This is a genomic window from Nannocystis punicea, from assembly GCF_026965555.1.
Lineage (GTDB): Bacteria > Myxococcota_A > Polyangia > Nannocystales > Nannocystaceae > Nannocystis > Nannocystis punicea.
In genome coordinates this window covers 11,843,484-11,859,804 of record NZ_CP114040.1, presented here as the reverse complement: position 1 = coordinate 11,859,804, position 16,321 = coordinate 11,843,484, and the positions used below count along the sequence as shown (strand labels likewise).

The 16,321-nt window shown below is 71.6% G+C and carries 12 protein-coding genes; 6 read left to right on the top strand and 6 right to left on the bottom strand.

Going from position 1 to position 16,321, the window contains the following annotated elements; all coding sequences use genetic code 11:
• Window positions 1-17: 17 nt before the first annotated feature.
• Window positions 18-3,110 carry an efflux RND transporter permease subunit gene (locus O0S08_RS45560; RefSeq protein ID WP_269035790.1) on the bottom strand — a complete coding sequence of 1,031 codons (3,093 nt, stop codon included), beginning with the start codon at window positions 3,108-3,110 and terminating at the stop codon, window positions 18-20.
• An 84-nt stretch (window positions 3,111-3,194) separates the two neighbouring features.
• Window positions 3,195-4,619 (bottom strand): HTTM domain-containing protein, encoded by a 1,425-nt coding sequence (locus O0S08_RS45555; protein WP_269035789.1) that lies wholly within the window; start codon window positions 4,617-4,619, stop codon window positions 3,195-3,197.
• A 265-nt stretch (window positions 4,620-4,884) separates the two neighbouring features.
• Between O0S08_RS45555 and O0S08_RS45550 the strand changes: the two genes are divergently transcribed.
• From O0S08_RS45550 to O0S08_RS45540, 3 genes are read left to right on the top strand one after another with little or no spacing between them, the layout of a single operon-like run.
• Window positions 4,885-5,547, top strand: coding sequence for a hypothetical protein (locus O0S08_RS45550; protein WP_269035788.1), 663 nt, complete (start codon window positions 4,885-4,887; stop codon window positions 5,545-5,547).
• Between the two features lie 27 nt (window positions 5,548-5,574).
• The gene (locus O0S08_RS45545; RefSeq protein ID WP_269035787.1) at window positions 5,575-6,537 is read left to right on the top strand and encodes a hypothetical protein; all 963 of its coding nucleotides are present in this window, start codon (window positions 5,575-5,577) and stop codon (window positions 6,535-6,537) included.
• A 41-nt stretch (window positions 6,538-6,578) separates the two neighbouring features.
• Entirely contained in the window at window positions 6,579-8,183 is a 1,605-nt protein-coding gene (locus O0S08_RS45540) for a tetratricopeptide repeat protein (RefSeq protein ID WP_269035786.1), read from the top strand.
• A gap of 81 nt (window positions 8,184-8,264) precedes the next feature.
• On the opposite strand, the gene O0S08_RS45535 is transcribed toward O0S08_RS45540, so the two are convergent.
• Window positions 8,265-8,831 carry a hypothetical protein gene (locus O0S08_RS45535; protein WP_269035785.1) on the bottom strand — a complete coding sequence of 189 codons (567 nt, stop codon included), beginning with the start codon at window positions 8,829-8,831 and terminating at the stop codon, window positions 8,265-8,267.
• Between the two features lie 262 nt (window positions 8,832-9,093).
• Window positions 9,094-10,539, bottom strand: coding sequence for a pyridoxal phosphate-dependent decarboxylase family protein (locus tag O0S08_RS45530; protein WP_269035784.1), 1,446 nt, complete (start codon window positions 10,537-10,539; stop codon window positions 9,094-9,096).
• A 102-nt stretch (window positions 10,540-10,641) separates the two neighbouring features.
• Between O0S08_RS45530 and O0S08_RS45525 the strand changes: the two genes are divergently transcribed.
• From O0S08_RS45525 to O0S08_RS45515, 3 genes are all read left to right on the top strand, one after another.
• Complete coding sequence (locus O0S08_RS45525) at window positions 10,642-11,886, top strand: hypothetical protein (RefSeq protein WP_269035783.1); 1,245 nt, start codon at window positions 10,642-10,644, stop codon at window positions 11,884-11,886.
• A 61-nt stretch (window positions 11,887-11,947) separates the two neighbouring features.
• Entirely contained in the window at window positions 11,948-12,289 is a 342-nt protein-coding gene (locus O0S08_RS45520; protein WP_269035782.1) for a PepSY domain-containing protein, read from the top strand.
• A 109-nt stretch (window positions 12,290-12,398) separates the two neighbouring features.
• Window positions 12,399-13,508: a TauD/TfdA family dioxygenase gene (locus tag O0S08_RS45515; protein WP_269035781.1), complete on the top strand. Its 1,110-nt coding sequence runs from the start codon at window positions 12,399-12,401 to the stop codon at window positions 13,506-13,508.
• On the opposite strand, the gene O0S08_RS45510 is transcribed toward O0S08_RS45515, so the two are convergent.
• Both O0S08_RS45510 and O0S08_RS45505 read right to left on the bottom strand, forming a co-directional pair.
• A complete protein-coding gene (locus O0S08_RS45510; protein WP_269035780.1) occupies window positions 13,505-14,953 on the bottom strand; it encodes a pyridoxal phosphate-dependent decarboxylase family protein in 1,449 nt (482 codons plus the stop codon). The genes O0S08_RS45515 and O0S08_RS45510 overlap by 4 nt on opposite strands.
• Window positions 14,954-14,955: 2 nt before the next feature.
• On the bottom strand, window positions 14,956-16,281 hold the full coding sequence (locus tag O0S08_RS45505) for an MFS transporter (RefSeq protein ID WP_269035779.1): 1,326 nt from the start codon (window positions 16,279-16,281) through the stop codon (window positions 14,956-14,958).
• Between the last annotated feature and the right edge of the window lie 40 nt (window positions 16,282-16,321).

The following is a 16,321-nucleotide window of genomic DNA, read 5'->3' as shown; positions in this document are numbered from 1 at the left end:
GGTCTTGGACTCTGACATTACGAGTGCGTCATGTTCTCGCTGGCCCGGCGCTCGCGGCGTAGCACGAGCCGCAGCAGCGCCGGCAGCAGGAAGAGGGTGAGGATGGTCGAGGCGCCGATGCCGAACACGACCGTCGTGGCCAGCGGCCTCTGCACTTCGGAGCCGGCGCCGGTGGCCAGGGCCATCGGCAAGAAGCCCAGCGCCGCGACCGCGCCGGTGGTGAGGACGGCGCGCATCGTGTGCGAGGAGCCCTTGAGCAGCGCGTCGTCGAAGCGGTGGCCCTCGTCGAGCGCGGCGCGCACCTCGGACGCGAGGACGACGCCGTTGAGGACCGCGACGCCGGCGAGGGCGATGAAGCCGACGGCCGCGGGGATGCTGAAGGACATGTCGCGGAGGATGAGGCCGGCGAGGCCGCCGATCAGGGCGAACGGCACCAGCGCGAACACTGCGGCGGCGTAGCGGACGTCGCGGAAGTTCCAGAGCAACATGCCGAAGATCAGCACGAGGCAGATCGGCACGACCACGGCGAGGCGCTGGCTGGCGCGCTGGAAGTTCTCGAACTGGCCGCTCCAGGTGACCTTGTACGGCGGCGTCAGCGGCACGTTCTGCTCGACCGCCGCCATCGCGTCGCCGACCCACGACACCAGGTCGCGGCCGCGCAGGTTGACCTCGACGCGGACGACGCGGACGCGGTCCTGGCGGCGGATCTGCGCCGGGCCCTCGGTCTCCTCGATCGTCGCCACCTCGGACAGCGGCACGCGGTGGCCGTCGACTGTCTCGACGAACAGGTCGCCGAGCGCCTCGGGCCGGGGCTCGCGCGGCGGCACCAGCAGGCGGGCGTCGAAGCGCCGCTGGCCCTCGTAGACCAGGCCGATCGGCAGGCCGACGCGCGCGGCCTCGACCGCGAGCAGGGCGTCCTCGAGGGCGACGCCGTAGCGGGCCAGGCGGCTGCGGTCGGGCTTGACGGTCAGCTCGGGCATGCCGAGCACCTGCTCGACGCGGAGGTCGCCGGTGCCGTCGATCGGGCGGATCGCGGTGGCGATCGAGTCGGCGATCCGCTTGAGCTCGAGCAGGTCGGGCCCCAGCACCATGATCTGGATGTCGGCGCGCGAGCCGGAGATGATCTCGTTGTTGCGGTCCTCGATCGGCTGCGAGATCGAGACGAAGGTGCTCGGGACCTGCGACTCGATCTTGTCCTTGAAGACGACGCTGAGCGCGTCGAGGTCGTGGGCGGTGACCCACTCGGTCTTGGGCTTGAGCGGGACGACGATGTCGGTCTTGTCCTTGCCCGCGGGGTCGATCGCGACCTCGGCGCGGCCGGTGAACGCGAGCGTGCCCTCGACCTCGGGGAAGCCGAGCAGGATCTTCTGGACCTCGAGGTCGAGTCGCTTGGCCTCGGTGAGGTTGATCGACGGCGGCCGCCGCAGGCTGACGACCATGTCGCCCTCGTCGATGCGCGGGACGAAGTCGGCGCCCTTGCCGGCGAAGATCCCGCCGCTGACGAAGAGGGCGGCGGCGGCCCCCGCGAGCAGCGGCCAGCGCATCTTCAGCGCCCACGGCAGGACGCGCTCGTAGCCGCGGGTGAGCACGCGCAGCCAGCCGCTGGTGCCGTGCTTGGCCGGCGGGACGAACAGCGCCAGCAGGGCCGGCAGGAACGCGACCGAGTAGACCAGCGCGCCGAACAGCGCGAACGCCATGGTGGTGGCCATCGGCTTGAACAGCCGGCCCTCGACGCCCTCGAGGCTGAGCAGCGGGATGTACACCAGCATGATGATCGCCACCGCGAAGGCGACCGGGCGGACCACGCGGGAGAGGGTGGCGGCGTAGGCGTCGGCGCGCTCGCGCGAGGTCAGCTGCTGGCCGGCGAAGGCGGCGATCAGCGCCTCGAGCAGGACGATCGGGCCGTCGACGAGGAAGCCGAAGTCGATCGCGCCGAGCGACATGAGGTCGCCGGCGACGCCGGCCCAGTGCATGCCGAACAGCGCGACCGACATCGAGGCCGGGATCCCCAGCACGCACACGAGCGCGCCGCGGACGCTGCCGAGCAGGACGATGAGGACGAGGAACACCACCGCCGCGCCCTCGAGGATGTTCTTCACCACCGTCGACAGGGTCCGCTCGACGAACTCGGCCCGGTCGTACACCGCCTCGATGACGACGCCGGCCGGCAGCTCGGCCTGGACCTCCGCGACGCGGTCCTTGACGGCGTAGATGACGTCGCGGCTGTTCGAGCCGAGCAACATCATGATGACGCCCGCGACCGCCTCGTCCTCGCCCATGTAGGTGACGATGCCGTGGCGCAGGGCGGCGCCGTCGCGGACGCTGGCGACGTGCTTGACGAGGATCGGCGTGCCGTCGGGCGCGACCTTGAGGACGACGCTCTCGAGGTCCTCGACGCCGGTGTAGGTGCCGACGGCGCGCAGGGTGAAGGACTCGGCGGTGCGGTCGATGTAGCCGCCGGAGATGATCGCGCTGGCCGACGACAGCGTCTCGCTGAGCTCGCGCAGGGTGAGGCCGTAGGCGGCCAGGCGGTCGGGCTGGACGATGACCTGGTACTGCTTGAGCTCGCCGCCCTGGGTGTTGACCTCGATGACGCCGGGCACGCCGCGCAGGCGCGGCACGATCTCCCAGTCGAGCAGCGTCCGCAGCTGCTTGCGCGAGTGCACCGGCGAGCGCACCACGAACTGGTAGATCTCGCCGAGGCCGGTGCTGAGCGGGGCGATCTGCGGCGTCGGCACGCTCTCGGGCAGGTCGCCTCGCGCCTGCAGCATGCGCTCGAACACCAGCTGGCGCGCGAACCACGGGTCGGTGCCGTCGCGGAACACCACCGTGATCGCGCTGAGGTCGGCGCGCGAGACGGAGCGCAGCTCCTCGAGCCCGGGCACGCCGTTGAGCGCGTTCTCCATCGGGAACGTCACGTTGCGCTCGACCTCCGGCGCCGACAGGCCGGGCGCCTCGGTCAGGACGCTGACCTGGATGGTCGAGATGTCGGGCAGGGCGTCGATCGGCAGGTTGCGCGCCGCGAGGCCGCCGCCCACCAGGAGCGTGAGCAGGAGACCCAGCATCAGCAGGCGGAGCTGGATCGATTGATGGATGAGCCAACCGAGCATCTGGGCGAGGCGCGGACGAGGGCTGTTCGTCCGCGTAGCCCAGGGATTAGCGACAACGGCGTTTCCGGGTCGATTAACCGCAGATTACATCTCTGACAGGCGCGCCTGGACCGCAGGTTCGAGCGGCGCCTCGGGGCGGATCCACGTTGCCGGAAGCAGGCTTCGTTCGGCCTTCATGAGGTCGACTTCGGGGTCGATCAGGAACTGCGGTTCGCGGCCGTTGAGCGAGACAGGGACGAGCGCACGGATCTCGACATCAGGGATGCCCTCGGCGCGCAGTTGCTCACCGAGGTGATGTGCGAGCTGCAAGATCATCTCGGGTCGACCTGTCATTTCGGACAGCTGCCACTTCTTGACCTTGCCGCGCAGAGCGATCTTCCAGGTCTCGCCGGTCGACGGGTCGGTGGCGTGGAAGCTGACGCTGCCGCCCTTGTCGCGCAGCTTCATGCGCCACGAGAACTTGTGGCCCTCCTCCGTCCACGCGACATCCCCGGGGTAGAGCCAGTGACGCAGGGGGAACAGCAGCTGCCACGCGGTGTAGACGCCGAGGAAGGTCAGCAGGCACTTGTGCCGGCGCGTCGCTCGGGTCGGCAGCGGCAGCGGCGGGGCGGTCGGCTTCGGCCCTTCGGGCTGGAGGCCGAGCAGGCGGCCGAGGAAGTCGCGGAAGCGCCGCGGCCAGTCGGGCGGGAAGTACATCAGCGTCGCCGCGGCCATCACCCACGGGAAGATGCCGATGGTGAAGATGTTGCCGTTGATGAAGTGAAACGCGAGCGCCGCCCCGAACGCCCCCCAGCGAGTGCGCCGCCACAGCATCGCCGGCACGATCAGGAGGTCGAACAGCAGGCCGCCGTAGCTGAAGAAGTAGACCACCCACTCCTGAGTCATCAGCGGGCCGATGAGCGGCCGGTCGGCGCGCTCGGCCAGCCACATGCGCATCGGCTCGCCGCGCAGCCAGTCGTGGTTGATCTTGGCCAGGCCGCCGTAGACGTAGGGGATGCCGATCTGCAGCTGCACGAGCCGCAGGGCCCACGCCGGCACTGTCTCGCTGCGCCGCCGCGGCCGCAGCCAGGCGTCGACCGAGAAGGCCCGGTGCGCCGGCACGAAGATCATGATGAAGGCGATCAGGCACAGCAGGTAGATGTGGTTCAGGTAGCGCGCCTGCTCGAGCAGGAACATATAGCTGAAGCCGAGGAAGAACACCGCGGCGGCGAGCCGGTAACACAGGCCGATGGTGATGCACAGGGCGGCCAGGCCGAGCACGCCGAAGTGCACGTACATGCCGTCGCCCGGCCACGGACGGATCCACTCGAAGCCGTAGTACGAGAAGTGCAGCGGCGGATCGATGTAGTAGCGGGCGATCCGCGGGATGTAGCGGATGACCTCCGCGATCATCAGGACGCCGAACGCGACGCGGAAACAGACCAGCGAGGCGATGTCCACCGGACGGAACAGCCGCGCCCACCATGGAGCGCGCGGAAGAGAGTGCTCGTAAAGTTGGCGTTCTTCCATGGCGTCGCGATAGCGCCGATCCGCAGCGTCAGATTGTTCCTTGGCCCACACCTGCGGCGGCCGCCACGCTCGTCCGCTCGCACACAGTTCTACCAGCTCTCCGCGGCCTCGTGCGTCGACTTGCACGATCGTCATGCTGTGCTCCGGTCGGCCACACGCGGCGCGCCGCGGGGATCCACCTGCGAGTCGCGAAGGTCAGCGTCGCCTATCAATGTTCCTGAGCCCCGACCTGGGTGAACGCGGTCGGCTGCAGGAGCGCGATCTCGTGAGGGACATGTTTCTCGGGACAGGTGGCCTGCGCGGCGGGTCGGATTCTGTGGTACGAGCGTGCGTGCTGTCGCGGGCGGTCCTCCTCGGCTCGGTGCTGATGCTCGCCTCGGGTTGTCACGGTCAGGCAGCGGCGCCCGTGGCGCCAGGAGTCGCCGACGCTCCCGTGCGATCGGCGTTCCTGATCTATACTGCCGGCGACTCCGGGCTGACGAGCTGGCTGGTGCCGTTCACGCGATCGGCAGACAGGCTCGAGGTGGACGCCGCGATCCGGCTCGACGGAGTGTGGTTGCAGGACGACGACGCCGAAGCGGAGGTCATCGTCTGGAGCGCGGGCGAGCCCGGAGAGCCGCGGCTGTCGGAGGCGGCGGCGCAGCAGCTGTGGCAGGCCCGCTGCGCGCCCGGGGCCGCCGGGGTCGCGGCTTGTACCTGGCCTTTGGAGCAGGTTTATACGCGCTTGACCGACCCGGGCCTCGGGGCTCCGCAGCGGCTCGACGATCGGACGTGCGCGTGCTTCGACCTGCCGGTGGCCGACCTCGCGGTGCTCAGGGCCGGCGACTACGCGTCCGTCGACGTCGGCCTCGACGAAGAGGAAGAGGCGGCAGAGGAGGTCGAGGACCCGGAGCTGGAGGCGTGCGCCGAGTACGGCGGCCCGGTGTAGCGACAGTTCATCGGCCCGCTCGGCGGCGTGCTGCAAGAGCTGGTCGTCTACGACAACGGCGGGTGCTCGGGCGTGCACCTGGTCGACGGCGGCCTCGACGTAGTCTCGCTGACGGCCCGAGCGGCGCTGCCGAAGCAGAAGCTGGCGGCGGACGAACAGATGTGCGTGAACGCGGGGAGCGGCGAGATCCCCTGGCGGTTGCCGGCCGAGCTCGTCGTCGACGGCGAAGGGGCGGCAGAGGAAGGCGACGACACGTGCACGCCGATGGACGGGGCGATCTGGCAGCTCCACCGCGGGCGGCTGGTGAAGTCGGCGGTGGGCACCGACGTGAACGCGAGCTGCGCCTGTCACTCGTGGGTCTCGCTGGCGCCGAAGTCGTGCTCCTCTCGCGCCGATCCGTGCGGGCGGGTGGAGGCGTTTCCGTCGCTGGCGCCGCGCACCGAGGATTTTTGGATCGCCGGTGACGAGACGGCGGCGCTGGTGCTCGGCGAGTCGCCGGCGATCTTGACGGCCGGGGGTCGCACGCGCGTGCGCATCCGCGGGTTCTCGCCGGGCGAGCGGGAGACGGTGATCGGGGTCCGGCATCACGAGGATGCGGCGCCGCTGCTGCGCGCCGGGGCGAGGGCGCTGAAGCCCGCGCAGCGGGTGCTGCCGTGGGTGCCGGTGGCCTTGCGCTCTACCGTGGCGTTGCCGCCGGTGCCGGCGCTGGCGCCCGAAGACGTCGGGCTCGAGGAGCGCCGGGGCGGTCGTGATTGGGGCAACCGCTGCTTCGCTCACTTCAAGGCGAAGCGGTACGACGCGGCCGCGGCCGCGTGCGCCCGCGGGCTGGAGCTGGCGCGGGACGAGTCGGTCCGCGGGGCGATGTATTACTCGCTCGGCAGGGTGGCCGAGGCGCGCGGGAACAGCGGTGCGGCGGTGGTCTACTACCGGACGTCGCTGGTGCTGCGGTACGACGAGGAGACCGAGCGACGTTACCGGCGGCTCCGTTGACGGCCTCGACGCGCGGTGTTTCGTGCTAAGAGCGGGGCCCCATGCGCCGCGCGCTGCTCCTGCTTGCGCTCTCGTTCGCCGCTCCGGGCTGTCGCGGTCAGGCTGCTGCGGCGCCGAAGTCGGTCGTGTCCGCGCCGACACCGGCGAGCCCGAGCCGGCGCGCGGGGTTCGTGGTCTACACCAGCGACGACGGCGAGGTCGCCAGCACGATCGTCTCGTTCTCGCTGGGAGCGGCGCTGCAGGTCGATCGCGCGGCGCGGCTCGACGGGTTGTGGTTGCTGGACGAGGGGCCGCAGCGCGTGGTCGTGTGGGGCCGCGCGCGCGACGACTCGCTGACCGAGGCGGAGGCCGAGCGGCTGTGGCAGGCCCGTTGCCCGCCGTCGGGGCGCGAGCGCGACCCCGCCTGTGTCTGGCCGGCGGAACAGGTCGTCTCGACCCTCGACGCCGAGGGTCGCGTCCGCGAGCAGACGATCAACGGCGCGAGCTGTGATTGCCTCGAGCTGCCGGTCGCCGATCTCGAGGTGTTGAAGGAGAGCTCTTATGCGGAGCCGGACGACGAGGAGCCGTGGGACGAGGACTTCATCGGCGATCCGGACGACCCGAACTGTCGCATGCAGGGCCGCGAGCTCGGGGAAGTGACGGCGGCGCTGCTGGGCGGCGCGGTGCAGGAATTCACGGTCGTCGAAGAGATGGACTGCTCCGGCGCGCACATCACCGACCTGAAACTCGAGGTCGCGCAGCCGGTGGTCGGCGGTTTGCCGAAGGAGAGGGCGTTCGAGGAGGACGGGTCGATGTGCCAGTCGGGGATGCCGGACGGCGTCGAGATGCTGTGGCCGCCGCCCGACGAGCTGATCGACCAGCCCGTCGCTGAAGACGCGGAGGAGGCGGAAGCGGACGAGGAGTCGCTGATGCGAGGGTGCGGCAGCTTCGACGACGAGATCTGGTCGGTGCGGCGCGGGCGACTGGTGCGCTCCCACGTGGGCGTGCACACGCTGGGGTCGTGCGTCTGTCACTCGTGGATGACGGTCCGACCCGACCTGTGCCGGTCGCCCGCCGATCCCTGCGGCCGCACCAGCGCGTTCCCGGAACTGGCGAAGGCGAGGTCGGAGTTCTGGGTGGCCTCGGACGAGCGCGCGGCCCTGGTCGAGGACGACTGGGAGGTGCTGGCAGCGGGCGGTCGGCTGCGGGCGAAGGTCGAGGTCGACGCGACCGCGGACGAGATCATCGGCGTCCGCTACCACGCCGACATCGAGCCGCTGCTGCGGGCGAGCGCGACGGCCCGCGCCGCCGTGGACGAAGAGGGCGACGCCTGGCCGCCGCTACAGCTGGCCGCGGGGCCGGCCCCGGCTCCGCTCGCGCTGGCGGCCGCCGACGTCGGGAAAACGGAGCGCCGCGGCGGCCGCGACTGGGGCAACCGCTGCTTCGCGCACTTCAAGGCCCGGCGCTTCGACGCGGCCGAGGCGGCGTGCATGAAGGGGCTGGAGGCGGCGCAGGACCCGGAGATCCGCGCGGCCATCTTCCACTCGCTGGGGCGCGTCGCCGAGGCCCGCGGCGACGCGAGCGCGGCGCGGATCTACTACCGCACGTCGCTGGCGCTGCGCGACGACCCGGACACCGAGAAGCGGTTCGAGCGGCTGCGGCGGTGACGCCTGAGGTGACCTGACGGGCATGTTCTTTCGGGCATGCCTGAAAAAACATGTTTAGAAAGGCATGCCTGAAAGAGCATGTCACCCGCAGGCGTCGTCGGATGCGTCGATGCCGAGCAGGTACCAGCGGCCGTCGACGCGCCCGAATTCGACGATGAGCCCGTCTTCGAGGACGACGTGGTGGGTGGCGGCGGCGCGGAGCTGCTGCAGCCGGGCCCACCTCGCCGGGGTGAATGGCGGCCGGGTGCCGGACGCCGCGAGCTGCGCGGGCGTCTGCAGCAGCCACGGCGGCGGCATCGGTTCGTCGTCCGGGAGCTCGCGGGTGCCCAGGTGGATGTCGAGCACGTCGTCGAGCCTGCCGCTGGCACCGACGATCAGCCGCGACGATCCAGGATCGCATTCCTCCGGGTCGGGGCGCCGGGGCTTGCGCGGCCAGGTCGATGCTGCGGCCAGTGACTCGAGGATCGATGCCGAGGAGAACCGAGGCTCGAGCCGCCAGCCGCGTTCGCGCCGCGGCCAGCGCTCGCGCAGGACCAGTTCGGGCACGGCGCCGGCCATGTTGTGGATCAGCCAGACGCCGAGCTCGGGGTGCAGCAGCGACTGGATGTCGCCTCCGGCCGATCGGGCGAGGGCGGCGAGCGTGGCCACGTCGAGCTCGGGTGCGCTCGCCGGCGACGGCACCTCCGGGGTCGGTGTGAGGGGCTCGGGCGGCGAAGTCGGTGCGACGAAGGTGGCAGGTGAGGAGGAGGCGGGACCTGCCGCGGCCGCGGACGGAGGCGCAAGGGGAGCGGTCGAGGAGGACGCGGGAGTTGCGACGGGCGATGGCGCGGTGTCGGCCGGTCGTGGCTCGTGGCAAGCGGAGGCCAGGAGGGCGACGAGGACGGGGCGCACGGGATTCTTCATGCGGTGTTCAGGCCAGTGCCTCGCGGCCGCAGGCGTCGAGGAGCTCGAGGGTCGCGTCGACGTCTTCGATCTGCGTCGCGGGGTTGATGAAGAGCAGGCGGAAGCAGTTGGGGCCGCCGTCGATCGGCTGGAAGGCGAGCATGGCCTCGCCGCGGCGCAGCAGGGCGGCCTTGATCCGCGGGGCGAGGGCGTGGAGGGCGGCGTCGGTCTCCGGGGTGCGGCCGGCGAAGGGGCGCAGAGTCGGAGGGATCCACCAGAAGCACACGTTGACCCACGAGGGCGGGGCGGCCAGGCAGAAGCGCGGGTCGCCGGCGATCCGCGCGGCGCAGTGGTCGGCGAGGGCGACCGCGTGGTCGATGCGGGCGGCGAAGCCGGCCTCGCCGCGGGCCTTCCAGGTCAGCCAGGCCTTGAGGGCGTCGACCCGCCGCGCGCACTGGAAGGTGGCGTCGCCGCTGTCGAGCTCGGCGTAGGGCTTGTCGGGCTGGAACAGGTAGCTGGCGCCAGTGGCGAAGGCGGCTCGCAGGGAACCTGGCTTTTGGACCAGGAAGGCCGCGCACTGCTGGGTGACCCCGAGCATCTTGTGGAGGTTCCACGCGAGCGAGTCGGCCCGCTCGACGCCGGCCATGAGGTGCGACTGCGCCGGCGAGAACAGGGCCGAGGCGCCAAAGCTGCCGTCGACGTGCAGCCACAGGCCGTGGCGCTTGGCCAGGTCGGCCAGCGCGGGCAGCGGGTCGAAGCCGCCGAGCACCGTGGTGCCGGCGGTGGCGCCGACGAAGAACGGCCGCTGGCCGCGGGCGAGGGCGAGGTCGATCGCGGCGGCCAGAGCGTCGGGCCGCAGCTGCCCGCGCTCGTCGCAGTCGACCTCGACCAGGGCGCGCCGGCCGAGGCCCAGCAGCACCACTGATTTTTCCAGAGAGTAGTGGGCGTGGGTCGAGGCGAAGGCGACCAGCGGCGCGCCGTCGTGCCCGCGCTCGCGCGCGTCGGGGTCGAGGCGCAGGCGCGCGAGCTGGAGGGCGTAGAGGTTGGAGAACGAACCGCCGGGCACGAACACGCCGTCGTGCGCGCCCCAGCCGGCCAGCGCGGCCAGCCGCGCGAGCACTGCCCGCTCCATCAAGGTGAACACCGGCGCGGCCTCGTAGGTGGCCATGGTGGTGTTGAGGGCGGCGCCGAGGAAGTCGCCGACGACGGCGATCGGGTCGGCGCCGGCGAAGTTCTGGTTGAAGAACCGCGGGTGCAGGGTCCGCACCGAGCGGGCGATGACCGCCTCGATGGCCCGCGTGAGCGCGGCGAGGTCGAGCGGCGCGTCACCTGGCCCGAGAGACAGGGACGCACCGAGGGCGGTGAAGGCTTCCGCGTGGGCGTCGGGGCCGGCGAGGTCGGAGATCCGGACGTCGCGCGCGTCGGCCCCGCGCAGCAGTTCGAGGATCGGTCGCACGAGCTCGTCGAGGTCCACGCGGGCACTGTCGCGGGCCCGGGCGGCGCGGTCAAGCGCGGGCCGGCGCGGCGCGCGGTCCGTCTGTGACGCGGGCCAAGGAGCTGATAGGCTCGAGTGCGGATGCGCCGCTGCTGGCTCGAATGCGCGATGACGGTGATGATGGCGAGCTGCGGGCCGACGCCGGGGCATGACACCGACGGCGGCGGTTCGAGCAGCGGCTCGAACACCGGCGCGAGCAGCGGCGCGACCAGCGAGGACGCGCCGACGTCCGGCGGTGCCCCGGACTTGCCGCCCGAGGGCCGCTGCGGAGACCGAGTGGTCGATCCGGGCGAGGCCTGCGATGAGGGCCTCTACGGCTGCAACGAGTGCACCGCGAGCTGCACCGTTGCGAAAGATCCGGCGATCGAGTGGAGCGTGCCGCTCGCGCCGATCGTCGACGTCATCGACTTCGACCTCACGCAGCAGCAGCGGGCGTGGGTGCTCGGGTGGACGCTGGAAGACGCGCCGCTGTTATTGCGGATCGAGCCGGACAAGACGGTCGCTACCGTCGACCTCGGGACGCTCGGGTTCGTCCAGTTGTTCGGCTTCCACGTCAACGGCGCGGCGGTCGACGCCGTCGAGGTCGGCGTGCTCGGACTGTCGGCCGACGATACGTGGCGGCTCGTGCGGGTCGGCGCCGAGGGCGTGCTCGGCGAGCCGCTGACGATCCCCCAGGTGCACGTCTCGAGCTCGATGGCGGTGACGTCGATGGGCGTCACCTTCGCGCGGTCCGAGGACGCGAGCACGCTCGCGTGGTCCGGCGAGGTGCTGGCGACCTTCGCCGACCTGCGGGCCGGGTTCATCGACGCGGTCGGCGATCGGCTCGTGTTCGGCACCGCGCCCGTCACCCTCGTCGATCCCGACGGCGGGAACCGGGTCGAGACGATGTGCGAGGGCCAAAGCCTGTCGACCTCCGGCAAGCACGTGGTGTTCGACGCGACGCTGCCCTGGTTCGAGGAAGTGAGGATGACCAGCTGCGAGCTGGAGACCGCGGCGCAGGTCGACGCGATCGTCGCCACCGGCTCGGCCGAACCATGGGTCGGGCCGCGCGCGGACCTCGTCGACGCGGCGCCCAACGGCAATCCGCTCGGCCTGTGGTCGGTGTGCGAGGGGACGCTGCTCGTCGACGGCTGCTCCATCCCGCGTACGGTCGGGCTCGGCGGCCCCGGCGACCCGCAGGCGGTCGAGTTCGACGAGTGCGACGCACCGGAGACCGCACGCCTCGGCCCCGATCGCGGCGTCTACTTGATCCGCCGCTCGCGCGCGGGCAAGGCGTTCTCGCTGGTCCGTCGCGGGACGCTGCCCGTCGCCCCGCCGTGGGGCTGAGCCGCGGTCCTTCATGAAGGCTTAACAGGCGCTCCGGAGCCGCGGGCGGCATGCTGCGGTCATGCACGCTCTGTTGATGTCCCTCCTCCTGTCGCTCGCGCCGAGCTGTGGCCACGCGGCGACCTCTGCCACTCCTGCCGGTGGTTCGGCGCCCACGGCCGCCGCGACCCCGCCGCGCGAGGCGGCGGCGAAGCCGAAGATCAGCCTCGAGGCGGCGCAGGCGACCGCGCTGAAGCAGGTGCCCGGGACGGTGATCGACTCGGAGCTCGAGCGCGAGCACGGCCGGTGGATCTACAGCATCGAGATCCAGCCGACCGATCGCGCCCAGCCCCGCAAAGAGGTCGAGGTCGACGGCGACACCGGGTCGGTGATCCTCGTCGAGGCCGAGGACTACGACGATTGAGTCCCCCGGGGGCACCCTGTCCGTCGCGCTGTCATGAGGCTGAGGCCGCGCAGGGCCGCGAATTCGGGGGCTTGACGGCTTTATCCATTTTGCTGAAACTCGTTTCAGCATGACAGACGCACTCCGGGACGCGGTCGAGCTCCACGGCGATTGGCTGCGCGTGTCGCTGGGCGGCGAGCACACCGCGGACTTTCACTACCGATGGTTGCGCCACAACTGCGACCGCGAGCGTCACCCGCACACGCGCGAGCGGACGCGCTGCTCGTCGGAGCTGGCGGACGACGTGCGGCCGCGGGTGGCGGCGCTGGCTGGTGACGCGCTGTTCGTGGTGTGGGAGCCCGACGGGCACGAGAGCCTGTACCCGCTGGCGTGGCTCGACGCGCACGCGTACGCGCGGGGCCGCGTCGACGTGCCGGCGCCGTCGTCCGACCTGGCGGCGCTCGAGGTGTCCGCGGTCGACCTCCCGCTGGGGCGCCAGATCGCCGCGGCGCTGGCTCGCGTGCGCGAGCGCGGGGCGGCCGTGGTGCGACATGACCCTTCGGACAGCCGACCGCCGGAGGCGGCGACCGAGGCGATCGTGACCGCGTTCGAGGCCGCGGGCCTGCGGGCGGTGGCGACCCACTTCGGGCGCATCGAGGACCTGCGCACCGACAACACCACCAACCAGAACACCGACCAGCTCGGCTACACCGACGCGCCGATCCACCTCCACACCGACCAGCCGTTCCTCGACCGCCCGCCGCGTTACCAGGTGCTGCAGTGCATCCGCGCGGCCGACCAGGGCGGGGACAACCTGCTGGCCGACGCGCGCGCGGCGTTCCGCCACCTCGAGGCCCACGACGCCCGCGCCGCCGACCTGCTGGCGACCACCCCGGTCCGCTTCGATCGCAAGCAGCAAAACTTCGCCCGCGTGGTCGAGTCGCCGATCGTCGCGCGCCGCGGCGACCACGACTTCCTCATCCGCTGCTCCTACTTCACGCTCGCGCCGCACCGCCTGCCGTTCTCGCAGATGAGCGAGTTCTACCGCGCGCACGACCGCTTCATCCGCCTGGTCCGCGACCCGCGGCACCACGTGCTGGTCGGGCTGCAGCCGGGCGACTGGCTGGTCTACGACAATCACCGCACGCTGCACGCGCGGACCGGCTTCACCGGCCCGCGCTGGCTGCGGGGCGTCTACTTCGATCACGCCGAGCACGCCGCCCCCGCGGGCGCGACCTAGGCATGCGTGTAGAGGTCGTTGACGAACGCCACGATCGCGGCCTCGCGGGCCGCCTGGGGCAGGGCGTCGAGCAGGCCGTTGATGGTCGCCATGCGATCGGGCAGGCGGCCGCCCTGAACCCCGGCGAGCGCGAGCGCTTGCATGAATGCCCCTTCGGACATGTTCGAAAAGTCCAGCGAGGCGGCGGCCTGCAGCAGCATGCCAAGGCCCGGGTCGGGCGGGGCGTCGCGGACCTCGGCGACTGCGGCGCGCAGGTCGGCGAGGAAGCGGTCCTTGACCGCGAGGTGGGCGGCGCTGATCGTGAGGTGCAGGTTGGCCGGCGAGTCGAAGCCGGAGAACTGCGGCTGGATCAGCCAGCCGCGGGCCTTCATCGCGTCGGACAGGGCGAACAGCGGGAAGCCGGGCGCGGCGCCGGTGAAGGCGACCAGGCTCATCTCCGGCTCGCCGAGCACGCGCAGGCCGTCGATCTCGCGCAGCGCGCCGACGATCGCGCGCGTCGCCTCGAGTGTCCTTCGGGCCAGGTCGAGATAGCCCTGGTCGCCGACGGCCCGCAGCTGCGCCCACGCGGCCGCCAGCGGCCCGCCCGACTTGGTGCTCTGCACGGTCGGATTGATCATGGTGTAGCCGGTCCAGCCGGCGCAGGCGTACATCTGGTGCCGGCGCAGCGCCTTGTCGCGGTACACGATCACCGACGCGCCCTTGGGGGCGTAGGCGTATTTATGAAAGTCCATCGACACCGACGTGACCCCGGGGACAGCCAGGTCGAACGCCGGGACCTCGGCGCCGAGGCGGCGGAAGTACGGCAGGAGGAAGCCGCCGATGCAGCCGTCGACGTGGAACAGCAATTGGTGCTTGAGCGCCAGCTGGCCGATCTCGGCGATCGGGTCGACCACGCCGTGGGCGTAGCTGGCGGCCGAGGCGGTGAGGAGGATCGTGTTCGGCGTGATCGCGGCCGCGATCGCGGACGCGTCGGCGCGGAAGCTGACCGGGTCGATCGGCGTCGGCACCAGCTTGACGCCGAGGTAATGCGACGCCTTGTGCAGCGCCGCGTGGGCGGTCACCGGCACGATCATCTCCGGCGCGGCGATCTCCGGCCGGTGCTCGCGGGCCCACTCGCGCGCGGTCTTGACCGCGAGCATCAGGCTCTCGGTGCCGCCGCTGGTGAACGAGCCGGCCGCCTCGGGGCCGCCGCCGAGGTGCCGGGCGGCGAAGCCGACGACCTCGTTCTCCAGCCGCAGCAGGCTGGGGAAGGCCGTCGGGTCGAGGCCGTTGCTGGCGAGGAACATGCGGTACGCCTCGGCCGCGAGCTCGCTCGCCGCGCGCTCGCCCGAATCATAGACGTAGGCGAAGGCGGCACCGCCTTCGGTGGGCAAATCACCCGCACGCAATTCGGCGAGGGCGGTGAAGATCTGGTCGCGGGTCCATCCGGTCTCGGGCAGCTTCATGGTCAGGTCGCTCGGTTCCTGGCAGATTCGACGTGGTGAAACAGCAAGGGGAGACTGAGGAGGGCGCACGCCGCCGGGACCACCGCGGTGGCCACGATCACGCCGACGAGCGCCGCCTCGGGCTGGGTCACGAGCTCGCCGGCGCGCCGCTCGACGAACCCCGTCGCGGCGAGCACCTGGCTCACGAACCATGCCCCAAGGGTCAGGCCGCCCTTCTCGCCGACGAACCACAGGCCGGTGAAGATGCCCTCGCGGCGCTGGCCGCTGACGGCCGCGTCCTCGTCGACGAGGTCGGGCAGCATGGCGAACGGGAACACCTGCAGGCCGGCGAAGCCGACCCCGAGCAGGCCGACCTGGGCCGCCACCAGCGCGAGCCGGCCGGGCGCCGCCAGCAGCAGCGACAGCGCGAACGCGGCGAACATCACCACCGAGAGCAGGTAGCCGACGCGCTTGCCGAACCGCCGCGACACCGCCATCCACACCGGCATGGCGACGATCGCCGGCCCGACCAGCGACACGAACAGGATGGTGACCGCCTCTTCGCCGCCGCGCAGGGTGTAGTGGCAGAAGTAGGGCACCGCGGCCAGGATGGCGCCGATGCCGACGTTCTGCACCGCGAAGCTGACGAGCAGCCGGCGATAGGGCCGATGCGACAGGGCCACGCGGATCTGCTCGCGCAGCGCCGTCGCCTCGACGGGCGCGGGGTGCTGCGGCGCGTCGCGGGTGCCGAAGAACGCGACCAGCATGGCGACCGCGGCGATGATCGCCAGAGTGACTGCCATGACCCGATAGCCGGCCGGGCCGCCGCTGTTCGCCTTGATGATCATCGGCGCCAGCGCGCCGCCGGCGAGGATGCCGATCGGCAGGAAGGCCATGCGATGGGCGACGACCCGCGTGCGCTCGTGGTAATCGGCCGTCATCTCGGCCGGCATCGAGGCGTAGGGGATCTGAAACAGAGTGAACGCGCCGGTGGCCCAGACGAAGGCGCCGAGCACCCACGCGAAGCTGACCGTCGGGTCGCCGACCGGGGCCGAGAACAGGGCGACGAAGCCGGGCGGCAGGAGCAGCGCGCCGGCCAGCAGGAACGGCCGCCGACGACCCCAGCGCGAGCGCGTGCGGTCCGACCAGGCGCCGACGAGCGGGTCGGTGACGATGTCCCAGATCCGCGGCACCAAGATCGCCAGGCCCGCGAGGCTGGCGGCCACGCCGAGGGTGTCGGTGAGGTAGAACAGCAGCAGCAGGCCGGGCACGGTGCTGAACAGGCCCGAACCGATCGAGCCCGCGGCGTAGGCCAGGAGCAGGGAGCGCTTCAAGGGCGAGCTCGACACGCGCCGACCTTACCACAGCGAGCTCGCGCGTCACCTGTCT